The organism is Curtobacterium sp. VKM Ac-2922 (genome assembly GCF_022815645.1).
Classification (GTDB): Bacteria; Actinomycetota; Actinomycetes; order Actinomycetales; family Microbacteriaceae; genus Curtobacterium.
In genome coordinates this window covers 112,288-127,335 of sequence record NZ_JALGRO010000004.1, presented here as the reverse complement: position 1 = coordinate 127,335, position 15,048 = coordinate 112,288, and the positions used below count along the sequence as shown (strand labels likewise).

The 15,048-nt window shown below is 73.2% G+C and carries 16 protein-coding genes; 7 read left to right on the top strand and 9 right to left on the bottom strand.

The genetic code is table 11. The features are described 5' to 3' along the window. Nucleotides 1-159: 159 nt before the first annotated feature. The gene (locus MT346_RS06145) at nt 160-1,599 is read right to left on the bottom strand and encodes an amidase (protein WP_243561942.1); all 1,440 of its coding nucleotides are present in this window, start codon (nt 1,597-1,599) and stop codon (nt 160-162) included. Nucleotides 1,600-1,739: 140 nt separating this feature from the next. Between MT346_RS06145 and MT346_RS06140 the strand changes: the two genes are divergently transcribed. The 3 genes from MT346_RS06140 to MT346_RS06130 are packed head-to-tail and all read left to right on the top strand — an operon-like array spanning nt 1,740 to nt 3,845. Next, nucleotides 1,740-2,303 carry a DapH/DapD/GlmU-related protein gene (locus MT346_RS06140; RefSeq protein WP_243561941.1) on the top strand — a complete coding sequence of 188 codons (564 nt, stop codon included), beginning with the start codon at nt 1,740-1,742 and terminating at the stop codon, nt 2,301-2,303. 37 nt (nt 2,304-2,340) lie between these two features. Next, a complete protein-coding gene (locus MT346_RS06135) occupies nt 2,341-3,018 on the top strand; it encodes a YigZ family protein (protein ID WP_243561940.1) in 678 nt (225 codons plus the stop codon). After that, entirely contained in the window at nt 3,015-3,845 is an 831-nt protein-coding gene (locus MT346_RS06130; RefSeq protein WP_243561939.1) for an alpha/beta hydrolase, read from the top strand. The genes MT346_RS06135 and MT346_RS06130 overlap by 4 nt, the downstream gene beginning before the upstream one ends. A gap of 12 nt (nt 3,846-3,857) precedes the next feature. Here the strand turns inward: MT346_RS06130 and MT346_RS06125 are convergent, their stop codons facing one another. After that, a complete protein-coding gene (locus tag MT346_RS06125; protein WP_243561938.1) occupies nt 3,858-4,424 on the bottom strand; it encodes a GrpB family protein in 567 nt (188 codons plus the stop codon). A gap of 70 nt (nt 4,425-4,494) precedes the next feature. Here MT346_RS06125 and MT346_RS06120 point away from each other — a divergent pair, with 70 nt between their 5' ends. After that, entirely contained in the window at nt 4,495-4,677 is a 183-nt protein-coding gene (locus MT346_RS06120; protein WP_243561937.1) for a zinc transporter permease, read from the top strand. Nucleotides 4,678-4,727: 50 nt separating this feature from the next. On the opposite strand, the gene MT346_RS06115 is transcribed toward MT346_RS06120, so the two are convergent. The 4 genes from MT346_RS06115 to MT346_RS06100 are packed head-to-tail and all read right to left on the bottom strand — an operon-like array spanning nt 4,728 to nt 8,471. Continuing rightward, nucleotides 4,728-5,471: a sulfite exporter TauE/SafE family protein gene (locus tag MT346_RS06115; RefSeq protein WP_243561936.1), complete on the bottom strand. Its 744-nt coding sequence runs from the start codon at nt 5,469-5,471 to the stop codon at nt 4,728-4,730. Beyond that, nucleotides 5,468-5,920, bottom strand: a complete 453-nt coding sequence (locus MT346_RS06110) for a GbsR/MarR family transcriptional regulator (RefSeq protein ID WP_243561935.1) — start codon at nt 5,918-5,920, stop codon at nt 5,468-5,470. The genes MT346_RS06115 and MT346_RS06110 overlap by 4 nt, the downstream gene beginning before the upstream one ends. Nucleotides 5,921-5,961: 41 nt before the next feature. Continuing rightward, nucleotides 5,962-7,572, bottom strand: coding sequence for an ABC transporter permease (locus tag MT346_RS06105; protein WP_243561934.1), 1,611 nt, complete (start codon nt 7,570-7,572; stop codon nt 5,962-5,964). Continuing rightward, nucleotides 7,569-8,471, bottom strand: a complete 903-nt coding sequence (locus MT346_RS06100) for an ABC transporter ATP-binding protein (RefSeq protein WP_243561933.1) — start codon at nt 8,469-8,471, stop codon at nt 7,569-7,571. Before MT346_RS06100 ends, MT346_RS06105 begins: the two co-directional genes overlap by 4 nt. A gap of 72 nt (nt 8,472-8,543) precedes the next feature. Between MT346_RS06100 and MT346_RS06095 the strand changes: the two genes are divergently transcribed. Then, nucleotides 8,544-10,208, top strand: a complete 1,665-nt coding sequence (locus MT346_RS06095) for an ABC-F family ATP-binding cassette domain-containing protein (RefSeq protein WP_243561932.1) — start codon at nt 8,544-8,546, stop codon at nt 10,206-10,208. A gap of 199 nt (nt 10,209-10,407) precedes the next feature. Beyond that, entirely contained in the window at nt 10,408-11,319 is a 912-nt protein-coding gene (locus MT346_RS06090) for a L,D-transpeptidase (protein WP_243561931.1), read from the top strand. Here the strand turns inward: MT346_RS06090 and MT346_RS06085 are convergent. Beyond that, nucleotides 11,312-11,866: a gluconokinase gene (locus MT346_RS06085; protein WP_243561930.1), complete on the bottom strand. Its 555-nt coding sequence runs from the start codon at nt 11,864-11,866 to the stop codon at nt 11,312-11,314. The genes MT346_RS06090 and MT346_RS06085 overlap by 8 nt on opposite strands. After that, on the bottom strand, nt 11,863-13,395 hold the full coding sequence (locus MT346_RS06080) for a GntP family permease (RefSeq protein ID WP_243561929.1): 1,533 nt from the start codon (nt 13,393-13,395) through the stop codon (nt 11,863-11,865). Before MT346_RS06080 ends, MT346_RS06085 begins: the two co-directional genes overlap by 4 nt. A 193-nt stretch (nt 13,396-13,588) precedes the next feature. Between MT346_RS06080 and MT346_RS06075 the strand changes: the two genes are divergently transcribed. Beyond that, entirely contained in the window at nt 13,589-14,302 is a 714-nt protein-coding gene (locus tag MT346_RS06075) for a FadR/GntR family transcriptional regulator (RefSeq protein WP_243561928.1), read from the top strand. 8 nt (nt 14,303-14,310) lie between these two features. Here the strand turns inward: MT346_RS06075 and MT346_RS06070 are convergent, their stop codons facing one another. Continuing rightward, nucleotides 14,311-14,928 (bottom strand): GNAT family N-acetyltransferase, encoded by a 618-nt coding sequence (locus MT346_RS06070; protein ID WP_243561927.1) that lies wholly within the window; start codon nt 14,926-14,928, stop codon nt 14,311-14,313. Nucleotides 14,929-15,048 lie beyond the last annotated feature (120 nt).

Sequence of the window (15,048 nt, the reverse complement as noted above, 5' to 3'; positions counted from 1 at the left end):
GTGTTGCGACCACTCGTCGAGTCCCCCGAGCGACGATCTGCGACCAATCGACGACGCGCCGGCGGGGTGTTGCGACCACTCGTCGAGTCCCCCGAGCGACGATCTGCGACCAATCGACGACGCGCCGGCGGGGTGTTGCGACCGATCGTCAGCCGCCGGTCACCACCCCGCCGGGTGCCGCCGCTGCCACCGCACCCGACGCTCGAGCTGTGCCCCCAGCGCCAGCAGCGTCCGCTCCCCGCCCGGGCGCCCGATCAGCTGCACACCCATCGGCAACCCACCGCCGTCGGGGTGGTCGTCCGCGGTGACGCCGACGGGCAGCGTGATCGCCGGCAGCCCCGCCACGTTGGCCATCGAGGTCCACGGCGAGTACGCGCACTGCCGCCAGAAGTCCTCCTCCGGGTCGGTGCCGTACCAGCCGAGGGGGCGCGGTGTGAGCGCGAGCGTCGGCGTGACGACCGCGTCGAACCGACTGAACGCCCGGATCAGCGCGACCGAGAACGTGTCGAGCGCCGTCATCGCGTCCAGGACCTGTGTGCCGGTGAGCGCCTGCCCGCGGGACACCAGCCACGACACGAGCGGGGTCAGCGCCGTCAGGTCGATCCCGGGCACCAGCGGCAGTCGCGCAGCGGAGCTCTCCCACGCCACCCGGAACGCGTCGGCGTAGGGCACGCGCGGCATCGCGACGTCCTCGACCCCGTGCCCGAGCTCGCCGAGCACCCGCACGGCGGTGTCGACCGCGGCGCGCGCTGCCGGGTCGACCACGACGTCCACGGCCTCGTCCCACGGTGACCCGTCGAGCAGCCCGAGCACGAACCGGCCCTCACCACGGACGGCTGCCGCGGTGAAGGGCCCGTCGCCGACGTCGGGCGTGACCAGCGCGTACGGCACGGGCTCGTCGAGCCCGGTCGGCGCGACCAGCGCGTCGAGGAGCATCCCGGCGTCCGCGACGGAACGGGTGATCGGCCCGGCGACGCTCAACCCGCCCACGCCGCTGCGTCCGGGCATCGACGGCACGCGACCCCGGCTCGGCTTCAGCCCGACCAGCCCCGTCGCGGCGGCCGGGATCCGCACCGAGCCGCCACCGTCCGATCCCACGGCAGCGGGAAGCAGTCCGGCGGCCACGGCCACCGCGGCACCGCTCGACGACCCGCCGGGAGCCCGCGTCGTGTCGTACGGGTTCCGGGTGACCCCGCGCCGGGTCTCCGACGACGAGGACATCCCGAACTCCGGCGTCGCCGTCTTGCCGAGGCTCACCGCGCCGGCCGCGTCGAGCGCGGCGACGAGCGGGTGGTCGGCCGTCGCGGGACGGTCCGGCAGCGACACCGACCCGGATCCGGTCGGCACGCCGGTCCGGTCGTACAGGTCCTTGTCCGCGGACGGGAGGCCCCACAGCGGTCGTGACGTCGGCACCAGGTGCCCGATACGGTCGGCTCGCTGGCGTGCGGCCTCCGCGGTCACGGTCACGAAGGCGCCGAGTCCCCCGTCCAACCGCTCGATCCGGGCGAGGTAGTGCTCCGTCGCTTCGCGGGCCGTGGTGTCGCCGCGCCGGATCCAGTCCCAGAGGTCCTGCGCCGACAGGTGGTGGAGTTCGAACACGATCCCCGAGCCTATGCGGGCAGCCGGTCGGACTGCGCGGAACACCGCAAGAGTCCGCACACGCGATTGTGGGGCTCATGCGGTGCCGCCTAGGTTCACGCATGGCGGTGACCCCACCGCTCCCGACGTTCGGAGCGACGATGAGCACCAGCACCAAGTCCGGCCCCTCGGCCGTCTCCCTGTTGCGCGAGGACGCGGCGACCGCCGTGGAGCACGCGGTGTTCTCGAACCTGCTCGGCTCCGTGTTCCTGCCGCGCTTCGTCCGACGGCTCCTGCTGCGGGCCGGCGGGGCACACGTGCTGTCCGGCCCCGGGCACGGGTTCTCGGTCACCGGGGGCGCCCACAACCTGACGATCGGCCGCGGCGTGTTCATCAACAAGTCGGTGTCCATCGAGTCGGTCGCCCCGGTGACCATCGGCGACGGGTCCGCGCTCGGCATGCGGGTCAGCATCATGACGAGCCACCACGACATCGACAGCGCCGGCCGCTGGGACCCGGTCGCGTCCGGACGCCCCGTCGTCATCGGCGAGCGGGTCTGGATCGGCGGCGGGTCGATGATCCTGCCCGGCGCCCACATCGAGGACGACGTGATCGTCGCGGCGGGCGCCGTCGTCCGCGGCCGCCTGGAGTCGCACGGCGTCTACGCCGGCGTCCCCGCGCGACGCATCCGCGACTACACGGGCGAGGTCGACGCGCAGGCCTGACCGGCGCGACAGGCGCCGGCCTCGCTACGCTCGTCGGATGGCCCGCCGGTACCCGTCCACGATCGCGGCCGCCGTCGAGCACGAGATCGTCATCACGAAGTCCCGGTTCATCACCCACGTCGTCCCGGCCTCCGATCCAGCGGCAGCCGACCGGGTCATCGCCGACGTCCGCAAGCAGGCGTGGGACGCCCGGCACCACTGCTCGGCGATGGTGACCGGTGTCCTGGGCGACCAGGCACGTTCCTCCGACGACGGTGAGCCGTCCGGCACCGCCGGGGTCCCGATGCTCGAGGTCCTGCGACGGCGCGACCTGACCGACCTGGTCGCTGTCGTGACACGGTACTTCGGCGGCGTCAAGCTCGGTGCCGGCGGCCTGGTGCGGGCGTACTCGACCTCGGTGTCCGAGGCACTCGACCGGGCGTCCCTGGTGCGCCGCGAAGCCCTCACCGACGTCACCGTGGACGTCCCGCACGCCGACGCCGGCCGCATCGACAACGTCCTGCGCGACTGGGTCGCACGGCGCCGGGCGGTCCTCGGTGCGACGTCGTACGGCGCTGCCGCGACCTTCGCGGTGTCCGTGCCGCACGACGACGTCGACGTGCTGCGCGCCGACCTGGCTGCCGCGTCCGGTGGCACGCTCGACCCCGTGGTGGGAGCCGAGCGCATCGTCGACGTGCCGGGCGCTCCCGCCTCGACCGGCCACTTCGGAGCGTGACGCCGGTGCTGACGCTGACCGATGCGGTCGTGGAGGGCCCGGACGGCGCCGTCCCCGTGCGGTGGTACCGGCCGGCATGTCCCGTGGCGCCGACCCTGCTGTGGCTGCACGGCGGCGGGTTCTTCCGCGGTGACCTGGACCAGCCCGAGTCCGACGCCGTCGCCACTGCTCTCGCCGAGCGCGGCGTGCCCGTCGTCGCGGTGGGCTACCGACTCGGACCCGTCCCCGGGATGCCGTGGGTCGGCCGCTCCGGCGCTCGTGCCCGGCGACCCGCCCCCGCGGCCCACGACGAGGTCGTCCACGTCTACCGGTCCGTCGCGGAACGTGCAGCGCGCGGCGTGGTCCTCGGCGGCGCGAGTGCCGGTGCCTGCCTCGCCGCCGCGGTGACCGGCACCCTGACGTCGACCGGCCTCGACATCCCCCCGCCGGTCGGCACCGTGCTGGCGTACGGGTTCTTCCACGCCCGGCTCCCCCGCGATGCCGGTGTGCTCCGCTCGGTCCGAGGGCACCGGCGGCTGACCCACGCTCCGTGGGCGCTCGACGCCGCGAACCGCGCCTACGCGGGGACGGAACGGATGCGCACCGACCGCCGGGCCTTCTCCGGTGGCCACCCGGTCGACGGATTCCCGCCGACGCTGATGGTCGACGCGGACCTCGACGCGATGCGTGGCTCGGGCGAACAGTTCGCGGCCGAACTCACCGCGGCGTCGGTGCCACTCGACCGCCGTGTGCTGGCCGGCAGCCGCCACGCGTTCCTGAACCACCCGGGCACCCCCGACTTCACGACCGCCGTCGACCACATCGCGACGTGGACCGCGGCCCGGTGACCAGCTGACCGATCAGCCCAGCGCACCCCGCTTCGCGATCGCGCGGTTCGCGGCCGCGATGCCGGCCAGATCAGCCGCAGACAGACCGGCGCGCTGCAGGACCCGCGTGAGCACGGCCTCCTTCATGGCGAGGTAGGCGTCGATGTCCGCAGCGTCCGCGGCCGCGTGCCGCTTGACCGCCGCGTACTCGTCGCGCAGCGACGGGTCGGCACGCAGCACGTCACGGACCGCCAGGTGGTTCCGCAGCGCGAGGGAGCCGTCGACCACGACGTACGTGTTGCTCGGGCGGAACCGCTCGGGCGTGACGAACGCAACGCGCCCCGGTACGCCCGTGGCGGCCGATCGTCGGAACCCGATCCGACCGAGCGCCGCCGCCGCGTCGACCTCGGTCGCGCCGACCACGACGTCCACGTCGATCACCGGCTTCGCCGCCAACCCCGGCACCGCCGTGCTGCCGACGTGCTCGATGGCCACGACCGGCACGTCGGCGATCCGGAGGGCGTCGGCGTACGCGTCGCGGAGCTCGGCGAACCGTGCGGGCCATGCCGGGCGGTACTCAACGACCTCGACGCGACCCATGCGCCGACCGTAGCGGAGGACGACCACCACCCCCTACGCTTGATGAGAACCACTATCAGGAAGGACCACCATGACCGACACGAACGACACGCCCACCCCCGCGGAGCACCGCGTCGCCGAGCACGACGTCGCGCAGCACGAGCACGGCACCGACGGCGACCAGCACGAGACCGTGCAGCACGGCGACCACGTCGACTACGTGCACGACGGGCACAAGCACGCCCGGCACGACGACCACTACGACGAGCACTAGGCACGACCCACACGACCGCGTCCCGGCCACCAGCCGGGGCGCGGTCCCCGTCACGCCGCGACGAGCAGGTACCCGGCCAGCACGAACCCGCACACGGCGATCCCGATCCGCAACGGGGTCTGCGGCACCCGACGCGCCACCGACGGACCGATCAGCCCGCCGACCACGGCACCCAGCCCGAGCGGCCAGACGAAGGCCCACACGACGGCACCCGACACCGCGAACAGCACCGCGGGCACCACGTCGGCGGCGACCAGCAGCACGTTCTTCAGCGCGTTCGCCCGGTGCAGCACCGGTTCACCGTCGAGCAGCATCACCGCGATCATGAGCACGCCGGCTCCGGCGCCGAAGTACCCGTTGTACAGCGACACCGCCGACACGCTCGCGGTCGCCGCCACCGGGCGCAACCGGGCGGACGCGCGTCGACGGTCGATCCAGGGCTGCACGAGCAGCAGCACCGATCCCAGGGCGACCAGGTACGGCACGACCCGGTCGAACACGTGCGTCGGCGTGACGAGCAGCAGCACCGCGCCGGCCGCCGACACCAGGACGGTCACGGGTGCCCACCGCCGGAGCGTCGCCCCGTGTCCGACCAGGTCACGCCGCGCGCGCAGGGCCGAGCTCGCACCGCTGCCGAGCAGGGCCACCGAGTTGGTGACGTTGGCGGCGAACGGCGGGACACCCACGGCCAGCAGTGCCGGGTAGGCGACGAGCGACGTGATGCCACCCGCCGTGCCGATGACCCCGGCGAGCACCCCTGCCAGCAGCAGGAACGCGGCCGTCAGCACGGTCACCCCCGCCGGGACTCACGCCACTCGGCCAGCAGCCGGGGCAGGGCGTCTCGTGCGAACTCCATGAAGTCCGCCATCTCGGCGATGCGCTCGCGCACGATCGAGCCCTCGGGCAGGCGTTCGAGTTCGGCCGCGCTGAGGGTCAGCAGGTGGTCGTACAGGTCGGTGCGGCCACCCGTCGCGGCGGACCACGCGTGCTCGGTCAGTTCGTGCAGCGCCCGACGCTCTCCGGGCCGACGGCGCCGTCGCAGCAGCCCGACGTTCTCCAGGTACCGCACCGCGCCCGACACGGCGGCCGGACTCGCACCCACCCGGGCTCCGATCTCGTCCGCGGTCAGCCCCTCGGCGTCGGCACCCATGAGTGCCATCATGACGCTCGCGGGCATGCGCGGGAACCCGGCGGCCGTCAGCGCGCTCGCGGTCCGCTGCACGAAGTCGTCACTCGCGTCCATCGCACCAGTCTCCCCCGAACCGGCCGGCCCCCGCGCCGACGTCACGTCGTCAGCTCCCGTCGGCGCATCGCGACCACGGCGGTGCCCCCGAGCAGGACAGCGATCACCAGCACGACGACCGCGCCACCCCACTGCGGATCCGGCCCCGGCACCGACGGCGTCTGGGTGAAGGGGCTGAGGTGCACGACGGCGTCGGCCAGTCCGAGCAGCGACCCGAGCGGGCCGATCAGGTACGCCAGCGCGAGCGCGCCCCACCCGACCACGGCCGCGGCACGCGGCACCACCGCGACGGCGACCGCGGTCAGACCGGTGAAGAACGCGATGGCCGGCACCTGTGCGATCCCGGCCAGCAGACTGGAGGCTCCACGCGCGTCCGCCGGGAGGGTCGCGGCGAACGTCACCGCCGCCACCACCCCGAACGCGACCGCCACGACCACCCCGGACATCGCGGCCGCCGCGACCGACGCCAGCAGCCACCGCGTGCGGGCGACCGGCGTCGCGAGCACCGCCTCGGCACGCCCCTCGGTCTCCTCGCCGCGCATCCGCAGCACGCCCTGCACACCCGCGGCCGACCCGAGCACCCCGGCCATCCCCGCGACCGCCACGACGAAGGTGTCGGTCAGGCTCGATGACCCGCCGGATGCCAGCGCCCGCAGGACCTGCTGGATCCCGGCATCCCCCGCGCCCGCGTCGCGGATCGCACCCGACAAGCCGCCCGCGAACAGTCCGAACACCCCACCGCCGACGGCCCAGGCGACGGCAGCGGGAGCGTGCAGCCGCCACGCCAGTGCAGCGGACGAGCGGAGCATCCGCGGTGCGGTGGCACGACCGGGCCGTTCGCGCACCAGGCTCGCGCCGAGGTCCCGGTCGCGCTGCAGCACCAACGCGACGGTCGCGGCCACGGCACCGAGTGCGACGAGCGCCACGAGCCACCCGGCGCGCTGCTCGCGGAACGGGCTGACCTGCTCGGCCCAGCCGATCGGCGTGACGAACGAGGGCCACGCTGCCGCGATCGTGTGCCGGGTCAGGTCCGGGGTGCCGAGCGCGTCCCCGACGGCGCGCACCAGGTACGCACCGACGACGACCACGACGCCCGCACTGTTCGCGGCCCGACCGGTGGGCAGCAGCTGGCCGAGCAGTGCCCCGACGCCGAGGAAGGCCAGTCCGACTCCGGCCACGGTCGCCCCCGCGAGCCAGCTGCCGCCCGTGTCGAACCCGGCGAGCAGCATCGCCAGGGCGCTCCCGACACCCAGGACCACCTCGGCGACGACGCCGAGCACGAGCACGACGCGGAGCGGTGTGGAGCGCCCGACCGGGGTCGCGCCGAGCACCTCGAGCCGACCGCGCTCCTCGTCACCGCGCACGTGTCGCGTCACCAGGAACGTCGCCATCAGCCCGGCCAGGATGGCGACGAACGTGAACACCTGGAAGAACACGAGCTGGTCGGTGCGGACGCCGTCGGGCAGACCGCGCACGGCGACGACGCCCGGGTTCGCGATCACCGCGTCGAGCAACCGCCCCGCGGTGTCGGGCGAGCCGAACTCGGTGCGGATCGCCTGCGCGCTGACCAGCCAGAGCGCCGACGTCAGCACGATCCACACCGGCAGCTGCACGCGGTCCCGTCGCAGCTGCAGTCGCAGGACGGCGATCATCGTGCTGCTCCGTCGGCCTGGACGCCGTAGTGCCGCAGGAACAGTTCCTCGAGCGTGGGCGGCGTGACGGTCAGGCCGCTGACCCCGGCGGCGGCGACGACCCCCAGCACCCGGTCGAGCGCGCCCTGGTCGACGTCGAACACGGTGGCCTCGCCCTCGCGCTGCAGGTCGTGCACCCCGGCCACGTCCGCCAGGCCGTCGATCCCGTGCCCGGCGACCACCCGGAACCGGGTGCGGGTCAGGTGCCGCAGGTCGGCCAGGCTGCCGGACTCGACCGTCCGGCCGGCGCGGACGATCGTGACCCGGTCGCACAGTTCCTCGACCTCGCTGAGCACGTGACTCGACAGCAGCACGGTCGCCCCCTCGTCGCGGACGCGCTCGACCTCGCGCCGGAACACGGCCTCCATCACCGGGTCGAGCCCGCTCGTCGGCTCGTCCAGCACGTACAGGTCGGCCCGACGGGCGAACGCGGCGACCAGGGCGACCTTCTGCCGGTTGCCCTTCGAGTACGCCCGTGACCGCTTCCGCACGTCGAGGTCGAAGTCCCGCACGAGTCGCGCACGCAGTTCGGGGTCGGCGCCGCCACGCAACCGGGTGAGCAGGTCGATCGCCTCGCCGCCGGTCAGCGTCGGCCACAGGCTGACGTCACCGGGGACGTACGCCAGGGTCCGGTGCACCGCCACGGCGTCGTGCCAGGGATCCCGGCCGCCGACCGACACCTGTCCACCGGACGCTCGGACGAGCCCGAGCAGGATCCGGATCGTGGTGGACTTGCCCGCACCGTTCGGTCCGAGGAACCCGTGGACCTCGCCGGCACCGACGGCCAGGTCGAGCCCGTCCAGGGCAGCGGTGCGACCGAAGTGCTTGACCAGGCCGCGGGTGACGATGACATCGGACATGACTCGAACCGTACGCCGATTTCACACATGTGTGAAAACACTGACTGAACTCGCAGATGGGACGATGGACCCATGACCGCCACGCTCGTCGCCAAGGGCCTCGCCGGCGGCTACGCCGCACGCACGCTGTTCGACTCCCTCGACCTGACGGTCGCGCCCGGTGACGTCATCGGTGTCGTCGGTGTGAACGGCGCCGGCAAGTCCACCCTGCTGCGCCTGCTGGCAGGCGTCGACGAACCCATGGCCGGCACGGTGTCGCTGGCCCCCGCGGATGCCTTCGTGGGCTGGCTCCCCCAGGAACACGAGCGCGTCGCGGGCGAGACCGTCGCCGCCTACCTCGCGCGGCGCACCGGCTGCGCCGACGCGACGGCCGAGATGGACACGGCCGCCGCGGCGCTCGGTGACCCGGACGCGGGCGACGACGCCGGCGACCGGTACTCCGTGGCGCTCGACCGGTGGCTGGCCTCGGGCGCGGCCGACCTCGACGAGCGCGCACCCGCCGTGCTGGCCGACCTCGGGCTGACCCTCGGGGACGCCGAGGGCTCGGTGACCGCGGAGTCGCTCATGACGTCGTTGTCCGGCGGACAGGCGGCACGCGTGGGCCTGGCGGCGCTGCTGCTGTCACGCTTCGACATCGTGCTGCTCGACGAGCCCACGAACGACCTCGACCTGGACGGCCTGGCGCGGCTCGAGACCTTCGTGCACGGACTGCGCGGCGGTGCCGTGCTCGTCAGCCACGACCGCGAGTTCCTGGCGCGTTCGGTCACCGCCGTACTCGAACTCGACCTGGCCCAGTCCTCGAACCGGTTGTTCGGCGGCGGGTACGACGCGTACCTCGAAGAACGCGAGATCGCCCGGCAGCACAAGCGCGACGCGTACGACGAGTTCGCCTCGACGAAGGCCGACCTGGTGTCGCGGGCACGGACGCAGCGCGAGTGGTCGAGCCAGGGCGTCCGGAACGCGATGAAGAAGGCACCGGACAACGACAAGATCCGCCGCAAGGCCGCGTCCGAGTCGAGCGAGAAGCAGGCGCAGAAGGTCCGCCAGATGGAGTCCCGCATCGCCCGGCTCGACGAGGTCGACGAACCCCGCAAGGAGTGGCAGCTCGAGTTCACCATCGGCCAGGCACCGCGCTCCTCGGCCGTCGTCGCAACGCTGTCCGACGCGACGTTCACGCAGGGCGACTTCACGCTGGGGCCGGTGTCGCTGCAGGTCGACGGCGGCGACCGCATCGGGATCACCGGCCCGAACGGCGCCGGCAAGTCGACCCTGCTGCGCGCGCTGCTCGGCACGCAGGCACCGACGACGGGCACCGCGAGCACCGGCTCGAGCGTGGCGGTCGGCGAGATCGACCAGGCCCGCGGACGGTTCACGGGGACCGAGCCGCTCGCTGCGGTGTTCGAGGGACTGGTCCCCGAGATGGCCACGGCCGAGGTCCGCACCCTGCTCGCCAAGTTCGGGCTGAAGGCGGACCACGTCGGGCGCTCCGCTGGTGAGCTCTCCCCCGGTGAGCGCACCCGCGCGGGCCTGGCGCTGCTGCAGGCCCGCGGCGTCAACGTCCTGGTGCTCGACGAACCGACCAACCACCTGGACCTCGCCGCGATCGAGCAGCTCGAACAGGCACTCGAGTCCTACGACGGCACCCTGCTGCTCGTCACGCACGACCGGCGGATGCTCGAGACGGTGCGCCTGGACCGCCAGTGGCTGGTGCAGGCGGGGCGCGTCACGGAACGCTAGGACCACCGGACTGGAGGCCCGGGTCGGGCCCGGCCCGCGCCTCCAGTCCGCTCGCACGCACGCGCCGCAGGATGCAGGATCGCGCGTTGGCGGTCGGACCGCGCGTGGTCGGTCGGATGTTCCGACCGCCCGCGCACGATCGTGCTTCCTGTGCACGAACGGGCATCGTCTGGTGGACTGGACTCGGACAGGGGGAGACATGCAACGCAGGACGTGGATCACGGCCGGGGTGGGCGGGCTGGTGGCGGTGGGGATCGTCGTCGCGGTCGTCGTGGGGAACGCGCACCAGCCGACGGTGACCGCGGCGGGCCCGACGCGCTCCGTCGCACCCACCTCGACACCGACGCCCACCCCGACGCTCGCCGCCGTGCCCGCAGCACCGTCGTCGGCCGAGCTCGCCGCACTCCCCCTGGCGTACCACGACGGGGTGATCGGGCAGCTGCTCGACGGGTCCACCGTGCACCCCGAGGCCACGTGGGAGATCGCCACGCCGAAGGCCCCGCTCGTCGCCCTGTTCGCGAGTCCGGCCGCCGATGCCGCACCCGTCGCGACCCTGTCGACCACGGTGTCGACGATCGACACGCCTGCGGCGACCGCGGTGTGGGGTCGCTCGGCCGGGGTGGACGGCGGCATGCTGCTCGTGTCGACACCAGCACGCAACCGGACGCCGGGCGACGGAGGGAACCCCGAGGCCCCGAGTGCGACGTTCGCGTGGGCCCGCGCCGCCGACTTCACGGTCACCGGCACCGACCGGATGATCCGCGTCGACGTCGCTGCCAACACGGTCTCGGTCGTCGGGAAGGACGGCTCGGTGTCGGCGACCGAGGGTGCACGACTCGGGACCCCGGACGACCCGACGCCCACGGCGACCTCGACCTACGTCGAGGCGGCCTACGTCGACACGCGGGTGACCTACACGCAGGGCAACCCGATCATCCTGACCGGGGCGCACTCGTCACGCATCCCGTCGTACGGCGGCAACGCGGCCCTGACCGCCCTGCACTACTACCCGGACCCGACGGGCAGCTCGCACGGGTGCGTCCGGATCTCGGCGGAGATGACGAAGACGCTCGCGCAGCTGCCCGTCGGGACGCCGATCCAGTTCACGTAGTCGGTCCGGTTCGCGGAGGCGTGGGGTCGAGTCCCAGTCGTTCGACGACCTCGTCGCACTCGGCCTCGGGCGTGCGGTCGGCAGCGATCGTGACGTGCGCCTCGTCGGGCTGCGGTGGCTCGAGGGTCGCCAGCTGGGACGCCAGCAGCGAGGTCGGCATGAAGTGGCCCGATCGCGCGGACATCCGGTCCTCGATCAGGGTGCCGTCGCCGGCAACGTGCACGAACACCACCCCGGGCGCACGGAGCACGTCGCGGTAGGAGCGCTTCAGCGCCGAGCAGGTCACGACGCCGTGCGTGCCGGACGCCAGGTGGTCGCGGATCCACGCTGCGACCACGTCGAGCCACGGCCACCGGTCGTCGTCGTCGAGCGGGGTCCCCGCCTGCATCTTCGCGACGTTCGCGGGCGGGTGCATGGCGTCACCCTCGGCGAAGTCCCAGCCCAGCCGTTCGGCCACCATCGCGGCGACCGTGGACTTGCCGGACCCGGAGACGCCCATGACCACCAGGACCCGAGCATCCAGGTCGCGGTCGGTGACGGCGCTCATCGGATGAACACCCCCGCCAGCAGCACGCCCAGCAGTCCGAGCACCGAGATCAGGCACTCCAGCACCGTCCAGGTCTTGAACGTCTGCCCCACGGTGGTGTTGAGGTACCCCTTCACCAGCCAGAACCCGGCGTCGTTGACGTGCGACAGGAACACCGAGCCGGCGCCGATCGCCAGCACCAGCAGGGACACCACGGGCGAGGACAGGTCGTGCGCGATCGGCGCCATGATGCCGGCGGCCGTGACCGTGGCGACGGTGGCGGACCCGGTGGCGACGCGGACCAGCGCGGACACGATCCAGGCGACGAGCAGCACCGACACACCGGAGTCCTTCACCGCGTCGGCGATCACCCCGCCGATGCCCGTGTCGATGAGCACCTGCTTGAACCCACCACCGGCGCCGACGATGAGCAGCACGCCGGCCACCGGGGGCAGCGCGCTCTCGAGCGACTTCGCCACGGCTGACCGGTCCATGCCGCCGCCGATCGCGAAGAACACGATCGCGTACAGCGCGGCGATGCCGATCGCGATCATCGGGGTGCCGAGGAAGTCCAGCAGGCCGACCCACGTGCCCGAGGCGTCGGGCGCGGTCGCCTCGCGGATCGCCTGGGCGAGCATGAGCACGACGGGCAGCAGGATGCCGACGATCGCGATCGTGAAGGACGGGCTGCGCGGCTCACTGATCACGCGGGTGAAGTCGCTCTTGCCGTTCGGCAGGGAGGCGGTGTCCTGCGTGGCGGGACCGCGCCGGGCCTGGCGGCCCTCGTGCGCCGGGTCACCCGATCCAGTGCCGAACCCGGAGTCCGCCACCGATCCGCGCGAGCCGAACAGGTCGGGCGCGGGGATGTCGACCCAGCGGGCGGCGAAGCGAGCGAACACCGGCCCCGCCAGGATGATCACCGGGACCGCCAGCACGATGCCGAACGCCAGGGTCGTACCGAGGTTCGCGCCCACCGTGGCGATCGCGACCAGCGGGCCGGGGTGCGGCGGGACGAAGGCGTGCATCGTGGACAGGCCGACCAGCGCCGGCACCGCGATCTTCATGATCGGGACGTCGCTGCGCTTGGCGACGAGCACGATGATCGGGATGAGCAGGACCAGGCCGACCTCGAAGAACATCGGCAGGCCGATCAGCGCCCCGATCAGCGCCATCGTCCACGGCAGCGCGGCCTTCGACGACCGGCGGACCAGGGTGTCGACGACCCGGTCGGCCGCGCCGGAGTCGACGAGCATCTTGCCGAACATCGACCCGAGCCCGACCAGGATGCCGACACTCGTCATCGTCGCGCCGAAGCCGTCGCCGAAGCTCGTCACGGCCTTCTCGGGAGCGAGTCCGGCGCCGATGCCGACGCCGAGGGCGCCGATCGTCAGCGCGATGAACGGGTGGATCTTCAGCCACGTGATCAGCACGATGATGACGACCACGCCGATCAGGGCGGCGATCACGAGTTGTGGCACGGGACCCGCGGCCTTGACGGTCTCGGTGCCCGCGGCGAGCAGTGCGCCGCCGGCGGTCGGGAGATGAGGCATCGGTGCCCCTTCCTGGGACCGCTGCTCCGCGGTCCCGTCACGGTCGTGTGCGATGTCCGAACGACTCCGCAATAATCTGATTAATCAGACTACACGGCGGTGCACCGTGCGCAACGTCGCCCGTCACGGCAGTCTGCCGCTGCGACGGCGACCACGTCACGGTGCCGTCGCCCCGATGCTGCACGGAGGAACGATGCCCACACCCCGCGGCCTGCACGCGCAGGTGCTCGACACGCTCGGGGAGCGCATCGTGTCCGGCGACGCCCCCGTCGGCACGGTCCTGCGCCCCGAGGACATCGCGACGGAGTTCGGCGTGTCGCGCTCCGTCGTCCGCGAGGCCCTGCGCGTCCTGCAGTCGCTCGGGCTGGTCGAACCGCGGCAGCGCGTCGGGACCCAGGTGCTGCCGACCACCGCGTGGGAGCTGCTCTCGCCCGCCGTGATCCGCTGGCGCGGCGGTCCCGCGACCTACTTCGCGCAGCAGCGGGAGCTGTTGGAGCTGCGCCTGGGGATCGAACCGGTCGCTGCCGGACTGACCGCGGCACGCGGCGACGAGGCTGCCGCCGCGGTGCTCGACGCCGCGCTCGAGATGGTCGACGCCGCCGCACGGGGCGACGGGCGCGCGTACCTCGAGGCCGACGTGCGGTTCCACCGGGCGCTGCTGGTCGGGTCCGGCAACGCCGTCTTCGCCCACTTCGCCGGCACCGTCGAGGCACTGCTCCGCACCCGAACCAGCGAGTCCCGCGACACGATCACGGGGTGGACCGACGCCGCCGCCGCGCGACACCAGGCCGTCGGGCGGGCCCTGGCAGCCGGGGATCCACGCGCCGCGTCATCGGCCGCGACGGCGCTGCTGTCGGTCACGCGCGACGAGTTCATCGCCGAGGCACCGGGAGCAACCGGTCGGTGACAGGCGGTTCAGCGCCGCTCGCGCTCGCGCCCACGCCGCGACCGGCCGCCCTTCAGCCGCAGCCGCATCGTCACCGTGCCGAGCCACCGGTCGTACTTGTAGCCGACCTTGCCCATCCGGCCGATCTCCTCGAAGCCGAGCCGCTCGTGCAACCGGATCGAGGCGTCGGCGGAGCGGTCGGCGATCACGGCCACGACCTCACGCACGCCCGCATCGCGGCAGGCGTCCAGCAGCGCCTCCATCAGCGCCCGCCCGAGCCCCTTGCCGCCCGACGCCGGCCCCAGGTAGATCGAGTTCTCGACGACGTGGTTCGACCGGTCGCGCGGGTTCCACGGGTCGACCAGCGCGTACCCGAGCAGCTGCCCCGCCGGGTTCACCGCGACCAGGAACGGCAGCTGCCGGCGGCGGATCTCCTCGAAGCGCTTCTTCCACGCCGCGAACGACAGCACCGCGCCGTCGAAGGTCACGGACGAGTTCCGCACGTAGTGTGCGTGGATCTCGCGGATGTCGGGCAGGTCGGCGGGTTCGGCAGACCGGATCGACCAGGTGAAGGCCGTCTCGGTGGGCGTCGGCGGTCGCAGGTGGCGGGGCAAGATCCTCCGCTGGCGGTATTCCTCCTCGAGCACGCCCCGAGCCTACGGGTGCAAGCCCGCATCCGGGCGGCGGTCCGGACCAACGACCGGACGGGAGGCACGGTGCGGGCCCACCACGGGCCTCCCGTCCGGACCGTGGTGCGGCCCACGGCC